We start from the raw sequence: 17,391 nt of genomic DNA on the forward strand, positions 1-17,391 counted from the left end.
AACTTTGTGTGCTTCCCTCGAAGCGACTACTTAATAGTAACATTTTTAGTTAACTAGGTCAACACTTTTTTGAAAAAGTTTTTACTAGTCATGATTGTTACGTTTGCGTCTTTTAAAAGACAACAAAAATGATTATACCATAATTTTTAAGACTGTAAAGAGGAATAAAACAAAAAAGCGCAGCTATTTTAGCTGCACTTTTTCTCACACTTCTTCTTGTTCTTCTTCATTCTCATCTTCTTCGTTTTTCTCTACTAAAGCTACTGTAGCAACATGTTCTTCTTCTGCCATTCTGATGAGACGCACACCTTGAGTGACACGTCCGGTGATTGAGATATCACTGATGTCCATTCTAATGAGTACGCCGCTCGCTGTAATAATCATTAGATCCTCTTCACCTTTAGTAGCTTTCACTGCTACTAGTTGGCCGTTGTTCTCGGTGATTTTTGCTGTTTTGAGCCCTTTTCCGCCCCGGCTTTGGGTTCTGTACTCTTCAGCCGGAGTCCGTTTTCCGTATCCTTTTTCAGTTACGATAAGGACGTGTGACTCTTCCTCTAATATCTCCATGCCGACAACAACGTCGTCATCTGTCAGGGTGATGCCTTTTACGCCTGCCGCAGTTCTTCCCATCTCCCGGACATCTGTTTCAGGGAAACGGATCAGTAAACCGTTTTTCGTTCCGATGATGATTTGTTTTGTACCATCAGTCAGACGTACACCCATCAGTTCATCATCCTCACGAAGACTCAAAGCGATTAGGCCATTGTTGCGGATATTAGCGAATTGAGACAGCGAAGTTCGTTTTGAAACCCCGTGCTTTGTTGTGAAGAAAAGGTAAAGCTCCGCATTGAATTCCGTGACTGGAATAATCGCGTTGATCCACTCACCCTTTTCTACTTCCAGCAGGTTAATAATCGGGATTCCTTTTGCTGTTCTGCCGTATTCAGGGATTTCATACCCTTTTGCACGATACACTTTTCCCTTGTTTGAGAAGAAGAGAATCGTGTCATGAGTTGACGTAGAGATCAAATGCTCAACGAAATCATCTTCGTTTGTTCCCATTCCTTGTACACCTTTACCGCCTCGTTTTTGACTGCGATAAGTTGATGCAGGAAGACGTTTGATGTACCCGTTGTGTGTCAGAGTGACGACGATATTTTCTCTCTCAATGAGATCTTCATCTTCAATTGTCTCTAGTCCAGAAGTGACGATCTCAGTACGTCTTTCATCGTTAAAACGCTCTTTGATTTCCGTGAGTTCTTCACGAATAATCTCAAGCACTTTATATTCATTTGCCAAGATGTCTTTTAGCTCTGCAATTAATTTAACAAGAGATTGGTATTCTTCTTCGATCTTTTCACGTTCCAGTCCTGTTAAACGCTGGAGCCTCATATCAAGGATCGCTTGTGCTTGCTTCTCTGTCAGTGAGAATTGTTCAATTAAACCTGTTCTCGCAATTTCAGCCGTTTGAGAATTACGGATAAGGGAAATAACTGCATCGAGATGATCCAGAGCAACTCTCAAGCCTTCAAGGATGTGAGCTCTCGCTTCCGCTTTACGCAATTCATAGGCAGTACGGCGTCTAATTACGACTTTTTGGTGGTCAAGGTAATGCTCCAGGCATTGCTTAAGAGTTAAAACTTTCGGCTGACCATCAACAAGTGCAAGCAAGTTGATACCAAAAGATGTCTGTAGAGCAGTTTGTTTGTACAGATTGTTTAGAATGACATTTGCATTAGCATCACGTCTAATTTCAATGACAATTCTCATACCTGTACGATCTGACTCATCACGCAGATCTGTAATGCCCTCTATCTTTTTATCCCTAACGAGATCAGCAATTTTCTCGATTAGTTTCGCCTTATTTACTTGGTAAGGCAACTCTGTAACAATAATTCTTTCTTTACCTGAAGATGTTTGTTCGATCTCAGCTTTTGCCCGAATTGTAATAGAGCCTCGGCCAGATTCGTATGCTTTCCGTATACCGCTTCGTCCCAAAATTTGACCCGCAGTCGGGAAATCAGGACCTGGAATGACTTCCATAAGCTCTGGAATTGTAATGTCCGGATTCTCACTGACCGCAAGTACACCGTCAATGATTTCTCCCAGCTGGTGCGGAGGAATGTTTGTTGCCATACCTACCGCAATGCCGGCAGCACCGTTCACGAGCAGATTTGGGAACCTCGAAGGCATAACGACAGGTTCTCTTTCTGAACCGTCATAGTTATCCTGATAATCGATTGTGTCTTTTGTGATGTCTCGAAGAATTTCCATCGAGATTTTAGACATTCTTGCTTCTGTATAACGCATGGCAGCCGCTGAGTCTCCGTCAACAGAACCGAAGTTTCCGTGACCGTCAACGAGCATATAACGGTAGTTGAAATCCTGAGCCATTCTGACCATGGATTCATATACCGCTGAATCACCGTGCGGATGGTATTTCCCGATAACCTCTCCAACGATACGCGCGGATTTTTTATAAGGCTTGTCACTGGTCATGCCCAAATCATTCATTGCATATAAAATCCGTCTATGAACCGGCTTTAAGCCGTCACGAACATCCGGAAGAGCACGGGACACGATAACGCTCATTGCATAATCCAAGAAGGACGTACGCATTTCCTGACTGATATTTATTTCACGAACTTGTGGTGTGTTTTGTTCACTCATTAAAAAACCTCCCTGAAGTATCACATGAAATATGTGGGAGTAGATTGTCCATTATGACCTTCAATACGATTTCACTATTCTCCATTATATCAATAAACTTATGATTATACACATTAAATTGCTAGAATATATAGGTATTGCAAGCATTGCTGCATCTGATCTTGTTTAGAAAAAAGCCTTATTTCTTATTGGAAATAAGGCTTTTTATGATTAGATGTCAAGATTTTTAACGTATCTCGCATTTGCTTCTATGAAGTTTCGGCGCGGTTCTACTTTGTCGCCCATCAGCATTTCGAATGTCTCATCCGCATCCATTGCATCTTCAAGAGTTACCTGAAGCAGCGTTCTAGAGCTAGGATCCATGGTTGTCTCCCATAACTGGGTGGCATTCATTTCACCAAGACCTTTGTAACGCTGCAATCCAGGCTTAGGTGTTTGAGGAAGCGTTTTTAACAAGTCTTCAAGCTCCTTGTCATTGTACGCATATTCAACACGTTTCCCCTGTTGAACCTTGTAGAGCGGCGGCTGTGCAATGTACACATAGCCATTTTCGATAATTTGGCGCATATATCTGTAAAAGAACGTTAACAGCAGTGTTCTGATGTGCGCACCGTCAACATCGGCATCTGTCATAATGACAACTTTATGGTAACGGGCTTTCTCTAGGTTGAAATCTTCCCCGATACCTGTGCCAAGTGCTGTAATCATAGAGCGAACTTCGTTGTTAGAAAGGATCTTGTCCAGTCTTGCTTTTTCAACGTTCAAGATTTTACCTCTAAGCGGCAAAATAGCTTGGAAATGTCTGTCCCGTCCTTGTTTAGCAGATCCACCGGCAGAGTCACCCTCTACGATATATAACTCGGAAATGCTCGGATCTTTTGAAGAGCAGTCCGCTAGCTTACCGGGAAGGTTTGAAATTTCCAAAGCGCTCTTGCGGCGTGTAAGTTCACGCGCTTTTTTCGCAGCCATTCTAGCTCTTGCCGCCATTAAACCTTTATCGACAATTTTTTTGGCCGCATCTGGATTTTCCAGCATAAATGTTTCCATTGCCGCAGAAAATAACGTATCAGTGATGGTCCGAGCTTCTGAGTTGCCTAGCTTTGTTTTCGTTTGGCCCTCAAACTGCGGATCAGGGTGTTTGATTGAAATAATCGCGGTCAGCCCTTCTCTTACATCATCTCCGCTTAGGTTAGGGTCATTTTCTTTAATAAGCCCTTTTTTTCTGGCATAGTCGTTGATAACACGAGTCAGGCCCGTTTTGAAGCCAGCTTCATGGGTACCGCCTTCGTACGTGTTAATGTTGTTTGTAAACGAGTAAATGTTGCTTGTGTAGCTGTCATTGTATTGTAAAGCCACTTCAACCGTAATGCCGTCCTTTTCGCCTTCAATGTAAATCGGCTCTTCATGGACAACTTCTTTAGAACGGTTTAAATACTCTACATAACTTTTAATTCCGCCTTCGTAATGGTACTCGTTTTTACGCTCTTGCCCTTCACGTTTATCTTCGATCGTGATGTTTACGCCCTTTGTCAAAAAGGCTAATTCACGCACGCGGTTGGCAAGCAGATCATAATCATACTCAGTTGTTTCTGTGAAAATTTCAGGATCCGGGACAAAATGTGTCGTCGTTCCTGTATGATCCGTTTCGCCAATGATTTCAAGGTCTGAAACCGGAACTCCGCGTTTATAGGTTTGGCGATGAATTTTACCGTCACGGTGAACCGTCACATCAAGCTCTGTTGATAGTGCGTTCACGACCGACGCACCTACACCGTGTAATCCTCCGGATACTTTATAGCCGCTTCCGTCAAACTTTCCTCCGGCATGAAGCACCGTCATAATGACTTCTACCGCAGGACGGCCCATTTTTTCATGAATACCGACTGGAATACCGCGGCCATTATCTACAACCGTGATACTGTTGTCTTTTTCGATTTGAATATTGATATCTTTACAATAACCGGCGAGGGCTTCGTCAATACTATTGTCGACAATTTCCCATACCAGGTGGTGAAGGCCTTTGCTGTTTGTCGAGCCGATATACATCCCCGGTCTTTTACGAACAGCTTCCAATCCTTCTAGTACCTGTATCTGATTTTCATCATAACTGTTTTGCTGCTGTTCCATAGCCACGTCATTCACCTACACTTTTCTAAACGATATATTCGTGATAAAAAATTTCTAAGAATCTATTTCAAACATAAATTGCGCACGTTTTTTTAATGTGCTGGAAGATAAGGGAGAGTAATATATATTCTGAACCGTGACTACGATAGATTTGGGCGTGCCGTTTACGGAAGGCACCACCTTGTGTTTCTGTTTTTTCAGAAATTCTTCAACAATAGGCGACATGTTGGCTTTAAAGTCAAAAATGCCGACAATATCTCGTGTTGAAACCACAAAGTCATCACCTAAATGAATATACAATTGCTCACCTCATTTCTTCACTTCACTAACGCACCATTTTGCACACGGAACATTCCTGCTTGACGTAAGGTTTCGTGATCAATGCCATCAACGCTTGTCGTTGTGACAAACGTTTGTACACGGCCTTGGATCGTATGAAGCAAGTGTGACTGGCGATAATCATCCAGTTCACTCAGTACATCATCCAATAGTAAAATGGGATATTCTCCGATTTCTTCATGGATCAGGTCAATCTCCGCCAGCTTAAGGGACAACGCCGTCGTTCGCTGCTGTCCTTGAGAACCATACGTCTGCACATCGCGTCCGTTCACATAGAAAAGGACATCGTCACGATGAGGCCCTGACAAAGTAACACCGCGCTCGATTTCTTTTTCTCTTAATTTAGAAAACGCTTCTTGATAGCTATCTCCTATTTTCGACAAGTCTACGGGATCTGATACATCAAGAGCTGTATGGTACTTCAAGGTCAGTTCTTCAAGCCCTCTTGAGATGCCTGCATGGACGGGCTGCGCCCATTTTTCGAGCTGTGCTGTAAACTGCAGGCGTTTTACGACGACTTTTGCTGCAACTTCCACAAGCTGATCGGTCAAAACATCGAGCATCGTCCGGTCTGTTTGTTTTCTTGTTTGCAGCTGTTTTAAAAAATGATTCCGCTGGGAAAGGATTTTCTGGTAAAGAGAAAGGTCATGAAGGTAGACGGGAGAAACCTGTCCGATTTCCATGTCAAGAAACCGCCTTCTCACTTGAGGGCTTCCCTTTACAAGATTTAAATCTTCCGGCGCAAACATAATGGTGTTGAGGGCCCCGACATACTGGCTGAGCTTTTGCTGTTCAATATGATTGACCTTGCCCTTTTTACCTTTTTTGGAGATGACGAGCTGCATCGGGATCGCCCCGTTTTGCTTCATCACTCTTCCCTCTATTTTAGCATAGTCTTTGTCCCACCGTATAAGTTCTTTGTCATTTGATGTCCTGTGCGATTTCGCCATGGACAAGACATAGATCGCCTCCATAAGGTTTGTCTTCCCCTGGGCGTTTTCACCGATGATCACATTTACTTTATTTTCAAATTGAAGTTCAGCATGGTCGTAGTTGCGGTAAGATGTCAGTTCTAAGTTCTGGATATACAATCAGTGTCACCCGCTTTAATTGACGACTTGAAATGAACCAAATCCTTCAATCTCTACCACATCTCCAACATACAGCTTTCTGCCTCGGCGGTTGTCCGGCTCGTTGTTCACAAGCACTTCATGCTCGCTTAAAAACCACTTCGCCATCCCGCCAGACTGAATCACATCGGCTAATTTTAAGAATTGTCCGAGTGTAATCATCTCTGTATCAATTGAAATCGGATTTGCCATTATATCGACCTCTTTCAAATATCACTAATATCTAATTGTACTAAAAAAAAACGAATTAGGGAAAGGGAAAACTTGTCGGAGCAGTTGCCGAATAGAAAAGCTGCCGACGGGTCGGCAGCAGTGTAACGGATTAATAGGTTCTGACAGGAAGGATAAGCTGTACAATCGTTTCATCATTCGGCGTGCGAATTAAGAAAGGTCTCATTGCACCTGTAAAGCTTACGCGTATTTCTGCTCCTTCAAGCACCTTTAGTGCATCCATCATATATTTTGGACTAAAAGAGATATTTAATTCCTCACCCTCAATTTGATCCGCAACAATTGCTTCCACAACTTTACCGATTTCAGGGGAGTTAGAAGAAATTTCAATGGATTCAGCTGGTTTTGCGGACAGCTTCACCACGTTGTTGCGTCCCTCTCTGGCTAAAAGAGATGCACGATCAATGGCCTGAAGGAATTCTTTTGTGTTCACAATGATTTCTGTTTTGCTGTCTTGCGGAATCAGACTGGTTGTGTCTGGATAATTTCCGTCCAGAAGCCGTGAGAAAAATAAAACGTTTTTCGCTTTAAACAGAACTTGAGTTTCTGTGATCACGATATCTACGAGTTCCTGATTGTCATCCAAAATCTTGCTGAGTTCAGTTAAACTTTTTCCTGGAATCACGACGTTATAAGATCTGTCTTCTGGAATATCAAGTTTCGCTTTTCTTAAAGCAAGACGGTGACTATCCGTTGCAGTGCATAATAATTCACTTTGTTCCACTTTCCAGTTTACACCTGTCAAGATAGGACGTGTTTCTGAGGTGGACACTGCGAATACTGTTTGTCTGATTAAATTTTTTAACAAATCAGTTGGAATCTGAATCGCATGATGTTCTTCAATCTGCGGCAAGTGAGGATACTCATCGGCATCCAGTCCGTTTAGATTAAATTCGGCTTTACCAGAACGAATAATCGTTAAATACTGATTTTGCACTTCGATTTCTACAGTTGCCATCGGCAGTTTTTTTACAATTTCGCTAAAGAAGCGAGCTTGCAAAACGATGCTTCCGGGCTGTTCGATAGTGACGATTTCTTTATCTCCTTCTTCTTTTGGAATGAAGGATTCAATAGATATATCTGAATCACTTCCTGTAAAGGATACACCATCATCTGATGCAACAATTTTAATACCAGTCAGAATGGGAATCGTAGTTCTGGATGAAACTGCTTTTAATACATCTTGGACACTTTCAACAAGACGATCTTTTTGAATCGTGAATTTCATTTTTATCCTCCTAACGGATAATGTATTAATATATATATTTTTAAAAAATAGTAGAAGTAATAGTAGGGCCTGTGGATTTGTGGATAAGTTGTGAAAAAGACAGGAAACACAGCCTATCCACATGTGGACAGACTGTGTATGACTTCCGAAAAGTTATTCACACTTTCCCCGATTAATCCCCGGTCCTGCTATTTAAGCTGTTCTTTAATTTCTTTTACATGCTGCTGAAGCTGTTCGTCATCTGCCAGCAGTTTTGAAATTTTTTCATGCGCATGAATAACGGTTGTATGATCCCGTCCTCCAAACTCTTCGCCGATTTTAGGAAGAGAGGAATCAGTCATTTCCCTTGATAAGTACATGGCGATTTGACGCGGAAAAGCTACTGACTTTGTCCGTTTTTTTGCTTTGAAATCCTCGAGTTTAATATTAAATTGCTGGCCTACTACCCTCTGAATTTCTTTTATCGTAATGACTTTCGGTTTTGATGAAGGAATAATATCTTTCAGCGCCTCAGCGGCCAGATCAGCATTAATATCTTTATTAATTAAAGATGAGTAAGCAACAACTCTGATTAATGCGCCTTCCAGCTCCCGAATATTGCTGTCGATTTGATTCGCGATGTAAAGCATAACCTCGTTTGGAATATCGAGGCCCTCTGCTTTGGCCTTTTTTCTTAAAATCGCAATTCTCGTTTCCAGATCAGGCGGCGTGATATCTGTAATCAGGCCCCATTCAAAACGTGAGCGCAATCTGTCCTCAAGTGTCGGAATTTCCTTTGGCGGCCGGTCACTTGAAATGACGATTTGTTTGCTTTCTTCGTGCAATGTGTTAAATGTATGGAAAAATTCTTCCTGGGTTTGTTCTTTCCCCGCTAAAAATTGAATATCATCTATCAAAAGCACATCAACATTTCGATAGCGATTGCGGAAGTCGACGGCTTTATTATCTCGGATAGAGTTGATGAATTCGTTTGTAAATTTCTCAGAAGACAGATAAACCACTTTGGCAGAAGGATTATGATCTATTACATAATGGCCGATCGCATGCATTAAGTGTGTTTTCCCTAAGCCGACGCCCCCATAGATAAATAAAGGGTTGTAAGCTTTCGCGGGTGCTTCCGCTACTGCAAGGGAAGCTGCGTGTGCAAATCGGTTTCCAGATCCGATGACAAAAGTATCAAAAGTATATTTTGGATTGAGCATATTTTGAGGAAAATCAGATGTATCTTCTTTGACCGCCTTTTTGACTTGCGGTTTCGGCATAAAGTCCTCAACATCTTGATTTTGAGGAATGACAAACTTAATGCTCAATTCTTCCCCGGTTAATTCATATATAGTATCTGCAATCAGATGCAAGTATCTGGACTCCAGCCAGTCTCTGGCAAATTCATTGGGAGCCGTGATCGTTAAGGTATCTCCTTGCAGTGAGTGGGCTTTGGTTGACTTCATCCAAGTCTCAAAACTCGGTTTGCTCAACTTTTTTTCGATTTGAGCAAGGGCTTGGTTCCACAGGTCTAATATATTTTCCATCTTCCGGCACGTCCCTCCTTTTCATAGAAAATGGCATCTTTCTCTGTTATAGAACACAAAAAAAGAGCAAATGGCGCTTACCATTCGTACACATTAAATGTTGAAAACATATAATATAGTAGATAAATAGCTTTTCGACAAATTTCACAACTTGTGGACAACCTTCTACACAAGCTGTGTGAAATCAATCCACAACTTATCCACACTTTGTGGATAAAGAGGAAAGGTAAGATTAGTAATCAAGAGTTAAAACACAAATATAATACCAAAATAAACGAGAGCTTGCAATGGTTGTCATAATCTTATCCACAAAGCGGACAACCTGTTGAAAAAATATTGTCCACAGGGGTTGGTAATGTGAAAATGTTGTCGATAACCTTTGTGGATATTAAAAAAAGTCGAAAAAGATATCCACACGCGTGATTTTAGGGGCAAATTGTTTGGATTTGTCTTTTTTTCGTTAAATTAAGGAATCTAAAAAATAAGGTTTCGAAAGTTGAAAAGGTATGGTATCCTATTATGGTTGCAAGAAATAAAAGCACTAGTAAAGTTGACAATGAATAGGTAACGCAAATATAATAAGTAAGACTGTCTTTAACAGCTATTCCTCGAGGGAGGTGTCATAAATGAAAAGAACATTCCAACCGAATAACCGTAAACGCAGCAAAGTTCATGGCTTCAGAAGCCGTATGAGTTCAAAAAACGGTCGTCTAGTTTTAGCACGCCGTCGCCGCAAAGGCAGAAAAGTATTATCAGCTTAGGCCACTGAATAATGTCAGTGGTCTTTTTTCACGTTATGGGAAAAGATAGATGTGATGCGTAATGAACCGGGGCTTGCTTCCTGGTTCAATGCATCTCATTTTCATAATAAATTTTAAAAGTTTCTGCCAGCCAGTATCGGAGTGAGTCATTTGAAGAAGCGAAATCGTTTAAAGAAAAATGAAGATTTTCAAAAAGTGTTTAAACATGGGACATCAGTTGCAAACCGCCAGTTTGTCTTATATACGCTTGATCAGCCTGAAAATGATGAGCTGCGTGTCGGGCTTTCCGTCAGCAAAAAAATTGGCAATGCTGTGATGCGAAATCGGATCAAACGTTTGATTCGGCAGGCCTTTCTTGAAGAGAAAGAGAGACTGAAGGAAAAGGACTATATCATTATTGCCAGAAAACCGGCGAGCCAGCTGACATATGAGGAAACGAAAAAAAGTCTGCAGCATCTATTCAGAAAGTCTTCATTATATAAGAAATCTTCGTCAAAGTAGGCATCACCACTGCTTTCTTACAACTTTTAAAAGCGCTTCCTTTCTGGTTGATCAGAAAAAGACACCATTTAAAACTGAAAGATGCTAAAATACATACAAGTATGCTTTGCAATAAAAGAGTGTAAAGATTAATTATAGGAGGAAATGTTGTTGAAAAGGAGAATAGGGTTGCTATTAAGTATGGTTGGCGTATTCATGCTTTTGGCTGGATGCTCGAGTGTGAAAGAGCCGATCACTGCAGATAGTCCGCATTTCTGGGACAAGTACGTAGTATATCCATTGTCTGAGCTCATTACGTATGTAGCGAAATTGACGGGAGATAACTACGGACTTTCAATTATTCTAGTTACCATTTTAATTCGTTTATTAATTTTACCGCTGATGATTAAGCAGCTGAGAAGTTCGAAAGCGATGCAGGCTTTACAGCCGGAAATGCAAAAGCTGAAAGAAAAATACAGCTCAAAGGATCAAAAAACACAGCAAAAGCTTCAGCAGGAAACAATGGCTTTATTCCAAAAGCATGGTGTTAATCCATTGGCGGGATGTTTCCCGATTTTGATCCAGATGCCGATTTTAATTGGATTCTATCATGCGATCATGAGAACACAGGCGATTTCAGAGCATAGCTTCTTATGGTTTGACTTAGGAGAAAAGGATCCTTTCTATATTCTTCCTATCGTTGCCGGTGTCGCCACATTTGTTCAGCAAAAACTGATGATGGCGGGCAATGCGCAGCAAAATCCGCAAATGGCGATGATGCTTTGGATTATGCCAATTATGATTATCGTATTTGCGATCAACTTCCCGGCGGCTCTTTCTCTTTATTGGGTAGTCGGTAACTTGTTTATGATTGCGCAAACTTTCCTCATTAAAGGGCCTGATATTAAAAAAAATCCTGAGCCGCAAAAAGCCGGAGGAAAGAAAAAGTGAGGAATGTGACTGCTGCAGGGCGAAATGTCGATGAAGCAGTACAGTCCGGATTGCAAGAGCTGGGATTAACGAGGAATAAAGTAGAAATTACTGTTATTGAAGAGGGACACAAAGGGTTTCTCGGTATTTTCGGTAAAAAGCCGGCGGTCGTCAAGCTAGTTGAAAAGATTGATCCGATTCAGCAAGCGAAGTCTTATCTTCAAACGATCGCCGAAGCCATTGCCGGAAAGTCTGATGTGACTGTTCAAGAAAGCAAAAAGACAGTGAGATTCCATATAACAGGTGAAAAAACGGCATTGTTGATTGGGAAAAGAGGACAAACCTTAAATGCTCTTGAAACATTGACACAGCTAGTTCTTAACCGTTATCCAGGCCAATATAAAAATGTGACGGTGGATGCAGAAAACTATCGTTTGAAAAGAAAGGAAACGCTGAGCCAGCTGGCCATCAGGCTTGCTGACCAGGTCTTGAAAACGAAAAAAGCAATCCAGCTTGAGCCTATGCCATCCAGTGAAAGAAAAGTTATTCACGATACTCTTTCTGGATATGCAAACCACCAGATCAAAACATATTCAATGGGTGAAGGCGAAAATCGCCATCTCGTTATTTCCCATAAAAAATAGCATAAAACCGAAGTCCGGTAAAAATCGGATTTCGGTTTTTTTGTATGCGAAAAATCTACTTTTCCTAGTAATATCAAGGTTTTGCCGTTTAAGTTTTTTCTTTTTAGGTGTATCCTGTTGATAAAAAGGAAGTTCAGGAAATAAAATTAATTGTTATTCACATGTGGATAAGTTAAAGTAATAAGGGATGAATTTCTATTTCTGTGGATAACACATCTTCCACTTCGAACCAAACTATGTTATCTTTTAGTTTTGGCATAATAAAAATTTTTTTATATAGATGAAACATAAGTAAAGAGAGGTGAACAGCATGGATACAATTGCGGCAATTTCCACACCGATGGGAGAAGGCGCGATTGCGATTGTACGGTTGAGCGGACCAGAAGCCATTCAAATCGCAGATAAAATTTATAAAGGACCGAAGGGGAAAACACTCGGCTCGGTTGAATCACATACGATTCATTATGGTCATATCGTAGACAGACCTTCAGATCGTGTCGTTGAGGAAGTAATGGTATCAGTGTTAAAAGCGCCGAGAACTTTTACACGAGAAGATGTTATCGAGATTAACTGTCACGGGGGAATTGTGACTGTGAACCAAGTGCTTCAGCTCGCATTGAGAGAGGGAGCGAGACTGGCAGAGCCTGGCGAATTTACGAAACGTGCGTTTTTAAACGGGCGAATCGATCTTTCACAGGCGGAAGCGGTTATGGACTTAATCAGAGCGAAAACGGACCGGGCAATGAACGTTGCTATGAATCAAATGGAAGGGCGTCTTTCTGCTTTGGTGCGCCGTTTGCGCAGTGAGATTTTAGAAACCCTGGCTCATGTTGAGGTGAATATCGATTATCCGGAGTATGATGATGTAGAGGAAATGACGCATCAGATTTTAGTTGAAAAGGCAACCGCCGTGAAAAAGGAAATTGAGGCGCTGTTGAGAACTTCTGAGCAAGGAAAAATCTTGCGTGAAGGTCTTTCTACCGTCATTATCGGCCGGCCGAACGTAGGAAAATCATCTCTTCTGAACAGTCTCGTTCATGAGGCAAAAGCCATTGTAACCGATATTCCCGGAACGACACGGGATGTAATTGAGGAATACGTGAATGTAAGAGGCGTTCCGCTTCGTCTGGTTGATACAGCAGGTATTCGCGAAACAGAGGACATTGTTGAGCGAATCGGTGTTGAACGTTCTCGCCAGGTTCTGAAGGAAGCGGACCTGATTTTACTTGTTCTTAATAATAGTGAAGAGCTTTCTGAAGAAGATGTAAAGCTTTTTGAAGCCGTTGAGGGCATGGACGTTATCGTGATTTTGAATAAGACTGACCTTGAGGCGAAGATTGACACTGAGCGTGTCCGTGAACTTGCCAATGGACGTCCAGTTGTTACGACATCCCTTTTAAAAGAGGAAGGCATCAATGATCTGGAAGAAGCGATTCAATCGCTGTTCTATACGGGTGCCATTGAAAGCGGGGATCTGACTTATGTCAGCAACACACGTCACATCTCTATTTTACAGCAAGCAAAACGGGCCATTGAAGATGCGCTTAGCGGCATCGAACAGGATGTCCCGATCGACATGGTGCAAATCGACCTTACAAGATGCTGGGAGCTTTTGGGCGAAATCATCGGAGATTCTGTCCACGAAAGCTTAATTGATCAGCTCTTTTCACAATTCTGTTTAGGAAAATAATAAAAGGAGGAACTAGAATCATGGGGTATGAAGCAGGCCAATACGATGTGATTGTGATTGGCGCCGGGCATGCCGGTGTTGAGGCTGCCCTCGCATCTGCACGCCAAGGCGCCAAAACGCTTGTCTTGACCATCAACCTAGATATGGTTGCATTTATGCCATGTAATCCGTCTGTCGGCGGCCCCGCAAAAGGGATTGTCGTCCGTGAAATTGACGCGCTTGGCGGAGAAATGGGAAGAAACATCGATAAAACGCATATTCAAATGAGAATGCTGAATACAGGAAAAGGTCCTGCGGTTCGTGCATTGCGTGCGCAAGCAGACAAATTCCAATATCAGCACGAAATGAAAAATACACTTGAAAAAGAACCAAACTTAACATTGCTGCAAGGAATTGTGGAGCGGCTGATCGTTGAAGACGGTGAATGCCGAGGTGTGATTACACAAACCGGCGCACATTATCGGGCGAAAGCAGTTGTCATGACGACAGGGACCTATCTAAGAGGACGAATTATTCTTGGCGATCTGTCTTACTCAAGCGGCCCGAACAACCAGCAGCCTTCTATTAAGCTTTCTGAGCATTTGGAGGAACTGGGTTTTGACCTTGTTCGTTTTAAAACAGGTACGCCGCCTCGCGTTAAAAGCGACACAATTGATTACAGCAAAACGGAAATTCAGCCTGGTGACGAAGTGCCTCGCGCTTTCTCATATGAAACAGTGGAATATATCACAGATCAGCTCCCTTGCTGGCTGACATATACAAGCCCTGAGACACATGAGATTATTGACAGCAACCTGCACCGTTCACCGATGTATTCCGGTATGATCAAAGGTACTGGCCCAAGATATTGCCCGTCCATTGAAGATAAAGTTGTACGATTTAATGATAAACCGCGTCACCAGATCTTCCTTGAGCCGGAAGGCAGAAATACACAGGAAGTCTATGTCCAAGGTTTATCTACTAGTCTTCCAGAAGACGTACAGCAAAGAATGCTTGCAACGATTCCTGGACTTGAAAACGTGCAAATGATGAGAGCCGGCTATGCGATCGAGTATGATGCGATCGTACCGACACAGCTCTGGCCGACACTTGAAACGAAAAAAATCACCAACCTTTACACTGCAGGCCAAATTAACGGAACATCCGGTTATGAAGAAGCCGCGGGACAAGGAATTATGGCGGGAATCAATGCAGGACGAAAAGCGCTTGGAAAAGAAGAAGTGATTCTAAGCCGTTCTGACGCCTACATTGGTGTTCTGATTGATGACCTTGTAACAAAAGGAACTAATGAGCCTTACCGTCTCTTGACATCACGTGCTGAATACAGATTGCTTCTTCGCCATGATAATGCTGATTTGCGCCTGACAGAAATCGGGCACCGCATTGGATTGATTTCTGATGAGCGGTATGCAGCTTTTGAGAAGAAAAAAGCGGCGATCGAAGCGGAGAAAAAACGTCTGTATTCTGTAATTATCAAGCCGTCTCCAGAAAACCAAGAATATATCCGTTCTCTTGGCGGAAGCGAATTGAAAGATGGAGTTCGCGGCACAGACTTGATGAAACGTCCTGAAATGAACTATGAAACAGTCACAAAACTGGCGCCGCCAGAAGTACCGGTTCCTCAAGACGTGGCAGAACAAGTAGAAATCCAAGTGAAATATGAAGGATATATTGAAAAATCTCTTCAGCAAGTGGAAAAACTGAAGAAGATGGAAAATAAAAAAATTCCGGATCGAATTGATTATGACGCAATCAAAGGGATCGCGACTGAGGCGCGTCAAAAGCTGAAAAATGTGCGCCCTCTGTCTGTTGCCCAAGCTTCCCGCATTTCCGGTGTAAACCCGGCGGACATTTCAATTCTATTGGTATATTTAGAGCAGGGACGCATTGCGAAGATAGCCGAGTAGAAAGGATGACGGCATGAATATTGAAGAATTCACTTCCGGTTTGGCGGAAAAAGGGATCTCCCTTTCTCCCCGTCAGCTGGAGCAATTTGAGCTGTATTACGACATGCTGGTTGAATGGAATGAAAAAATCAATCTGACTTCAATTACAGAGAAAAAAGAAGTGTATCTGAAGCATTTTTATGACTCCATTACAGCTGCTTTCTATGTCGACTTCAATCAAGTGAACACGATTTGTGATGTCGGAGCGGGAGCGGGTTTTCCAAGTCTGCCGATAAAAATATGTTTTCCGCACCTCAATGTCACAATCGTGGATTCACTGAACAAACGGATTACCTTTTTAGAAAAGTTATCTGAAGCTTTACAATTGGAGAATACAACATTCTGCCATGACAGAGCTGAAACGTTCGGACAACGGAAAGACGTGCGGGAAAGCTATGATATTGTGACGGCGCGAGCAGTTGCAAGATTATCTGTTTTGAGTGAGCTTTGCTTGCCTATGGTGAAGAAAAACGGTTTATTTGTTGCTTTAAAAGCGGCATCAGCTGAAGAAGAACTGAATGCAGGCAAAAAAGCAATCACGACGCTTGGAGGAGAACTTGAGAATGTCCATTCCTTTAAGCTGCCTATTGAAGAAAGCGATCGTAATATTATGGTGATACGCAAGATAAAAAATACACCTAAGAAGTATCCAAGAAAACCGGGAACTCCTAATAAATCGCCAATTGAAGGGTAATTTAGACAGCCTGATATGACAATACCATCATATTTTCATCAAAATTGATGGATGTATAGCAGGAAAAACCATGAGAAAATAGAATTATAAAAATGGCAGTTTTTAAAGGTGGTGTAGGTACATGAAGCATTCATTCTCTCGTTTCTTCGGGCTTGGTGAGAAGGAACAGGAGCCGGAGATTGCTGAACATGATACAAACAAAGAAGAGATTCTGGAAATACCGGTAAATGCTATCGTTCCCAACCGTTTTCAGCCACGCACCATTTTCTCAGATGAAAAAATCAAAGAGTTAGCAATGACCATTCATACACACGGCATTATTCAGCCGATTGTTGTTAGGCATACAGAAGAAGGCCAATACGAACTCATTGCAGGTGAAAGACGCTGGAGAGCGGTGCAATCGCTTGAGTGGGAAAAGATTCCGGCGATTATTAAGGATTTTTCCGACACGGAAACCGCTTCTGTGGCGTTAATTGAAAACTTGCAGCGGGAAGAATTGTCTTCTATTGAGGAAGCCCATGCTTATGCTAGGCTGCTTGAGCTGCATGATTTAACACAGGAGGCACTCGCACAGCGTTTAGGAAAAGGGCAGTCTACAATTGCAAATAAGCTCCGGTTATTAAAGCTGCCTCAGCCAGTCCAAGACGCGATTATGGAGAAGAAAATCACCGAGCGTCATGCCAGAGCGCTGATTCCGCTGAAACAGCCTGAGCTCCAAGTCACACTGCTCACAGAGATTATTGAGAAAAGTTTAAATGTAAAGCAGACGGAAGACCGCGTGGTGAAAATGCTGGAGCAAGGCCAGAGAAAGCCAAAGCCGAGACGCAAAGCGTTCAGCAGAGATACAAGAATTGCGATGAACACGATTCGCCAGTCACTATCAATGGTGGAGGACAGTGGTGTAAAATTGAATACGGAAGAAGAAGAATTTGAAGAATATATTCAATTAACGATTCGCATACCAAAATAAAAGCTCTCCTGAAAAGCAGGAG

The 17,391-nt window shown here is 42.2% G+C and carries 15 protein-coding genes; 8 read left to right on the forward strand and 7 right to left on the reverse strand.

The annotated features are described in order from the left end of the window. Positions 1 to 204: 204 nt before the first annotated feature. From gyrA to dnaA, 7 genes are all read right to left on the reverse strand, one after another. On the reverse strand, positions 205 to 2,670 hold the full coding sequence (gene gyrA, locus BFW96_RS00085; protein ID WP_014662458.1) for a DNA topoisomerase (ATP-hydrolyzing) subunit A: 2,466 nt from the start codon (positions 2,668 to 2,670) through the stop codon (positions 205 to 207). 210 nt (positions 2,671 to 2,880) lie between these two features. After that, positions 2,881 to 4,797: a DNA topoisomerase (ATP-hydrolyzing) subunit B gene (gyrB, locus tag BFW96_RS00090; protein ID WP_014662457.1), complete on the reverse strand. Its 1,917-nt coding sequence runs from the start codon at positions 4,795 to 4,797 to the stop codon at positions 2,881 to 2,883. 54 nt (positions 4,798 to 4,851) lie between these two features. Continuing rightward, a complete protein-coding gene (gene remB, locus BFW96_RS00095) occupies positions 4,852 to 5,097 on the reverse strand; it encodes an extracellular matrix regulator RemB (RefSeq protein ID WP_003219266.1) in 246 nt (81 codons plus the stop codon). 17 nt (positions 5,098 to 5,114) lie between these two features. Next, positions 5,115 to 6,227 carry a DNA replication/repair protein RecF gene (gene recF, locus BFW96_RS00100; RefSeq protein WP_040081112.1) on the reverse strand — a complete coding sequence of 371 codons (1,113 nt, stop codon included), beginning with the start codon at positions 6,225 to 6,227 and terminating at the stop codon, positions 5,115 to 5,117. A 15-nt stretch (positions 6,228 to 6,242) separates the two neighbouring features. Beyond that, the gene (gene rlbA, locus BFW96_RS00105; protein ID WP_003219264.1) at positions 6,243 to 6,458 is read right to left on the reverse strand and encodes a ribosome maturation protein RlbA; all 216 of its coding nucleotides are present in this window, start codon (positions 6,456 to 6,458) and stop codon (positions 6,243 to 6,245) included. A gap of 130 nt (positions 6,459 to 6,588) precedes the next feature. Next, entirely contained in the window at positions 6,589 to 7,725 is a 1,137-nt protein-coding gene (dnaN, locus tag BFW96_RS00110; protein ID WP_014662455.1) for a DNA polymerase III subunit beta, read from the reverse strand. 188 nt (positions 7,726 to 7,913) lie between these two features. Continuing rightward, entirely contained in the window at positions 7,914 to 9,254 is a 1,341-nt protein-coding gene (gene dnaA, locus BFW96_RS00115) for a chromosomal replication initiator protein DnaA (RefSeq protein ID WP_003242674.1), read from the reverse strand. Between the two features lie 626 nt (positions 9,255 to 9,880). Here dnaA and rpmH point away from each other — a divergent pair. From rpmH to noc, 8 genes are all read left to right on the forward strand, one after another. Then, entirely contained in the window at positions 9,881 to 10,015 is a 135-nt protein-coding gene (rpmH, locus tag BFW96_RS00120; RefSeq protein WP_003178075.1) for a 50S ribosomal protein L34, read from the forward strand. A gap of 150 nt (positions 10,016 to 10,165) precedes the next feature. After that, positions 10,166 to 10,516 (forward strand): ribonuclease P protein component, encoded by a 351-nt coding sequence (rnpA, locus tag BFW96_RS00125; RefSeq protein WP_003242628.1) that lies wholly within the window; start codon positions 10,166 to 10,168, stop codon positions 10,514 to 10,516. Between the two features lie 144 nt (positions 10,517 to 10,660). Further along, positions 10,661 to 11,446, forward strand: coding sequence for a YidC family membrane integrase SpoIIIJ (spoIIIJ, locus tag BFW96_RS00130; protein WP_050982297.1), 786 nt, complete (start codon positions 10,661 to 10,663; stop codon positions 11,444 to 11,446). Beyond that, the gene (gene jag, locus BFW96_RS00135; protein WP_069838277.1) at positions 11,443 to 12,069 is read left to right on the forward strand and encodes an RNA-binding cell elongation regulator Jag/EloR; all 627 of its coding nucleotides are present in this window, start codon (positions 11,443 to 11,445) and stop codon (positions 12,067 to 12,069) included. Before spoIIIJ ends, jag begins: the two co-directional genes overlap by 4 nt. Positions 12,070 to 12,379: 310 nt before the next feature. Then, a complete protein-coding gene (mnmE, locus tag BFW96_RS00140) occupies positions 12,380 to 13,759 on the forward strand; it encodes a tRNA uridine-5-carboxymethylaminomethyl(34) synthesis GTPase MnmE (RefSeq protein ID WP_069838278.1) in 1,380 nt (459 codons plus the stop codon). A 20-nt stretch (positions 13,760 to 13,779) separates the two neighbouring features. Further along, positions 13,780 to 15,666 (forward strand): tRNA uridine-5-carboxymethylaminomethyl(34) synthesis enzyme MnmG, encoded by a 1,887-nt coding sequence (gene mnmG / locus BFW96_RS00145; RefSeq protein WP_014666149.1) that lies wholly within the window; start codon positions 13,780 to 13,782, stop codon positions 15,664 to 15,666. 13 nt (positions 15,667 to 15,679) lie between these two features. Further along, a complete protein-coding gene (rsmG, locus tag BFW96_RS00150) occupies positions 15,680 to 16,399 on the forward strand; it encodes a 16S rRNA (guanine(527)-N(7))-methyltransferase RsmG (protein WP_069838279.1) in 720 nt (239 codons plus the stop codon). A 121-nt stretch (positions 16,400 to 16,520) separates the two neighbouring features. Continuing rightward, on the forward strand, positions 16,521 to 17,369 hold the full coding sequence (gene noc / locus BFW96_RS00155) for a nucleoid occlusion protein (protein WP_040081122.1): 849 nt from the start codon (positions 16,521 to 16,523) through the stop codon (positions 17,367 to 17,369). Positions 17,370 to 17,391: the final 22 nt, after the last annotated feature.

Origin of the sequence: Bacillus sp. F56, from assembly GCF_001748205.1 — a bacterium.
Classification (GTDB): Bacteria; Bacillota; Bacilli; order Bacillales; family Bacillaceae; genus Bacillus; species Bacillus stercoris.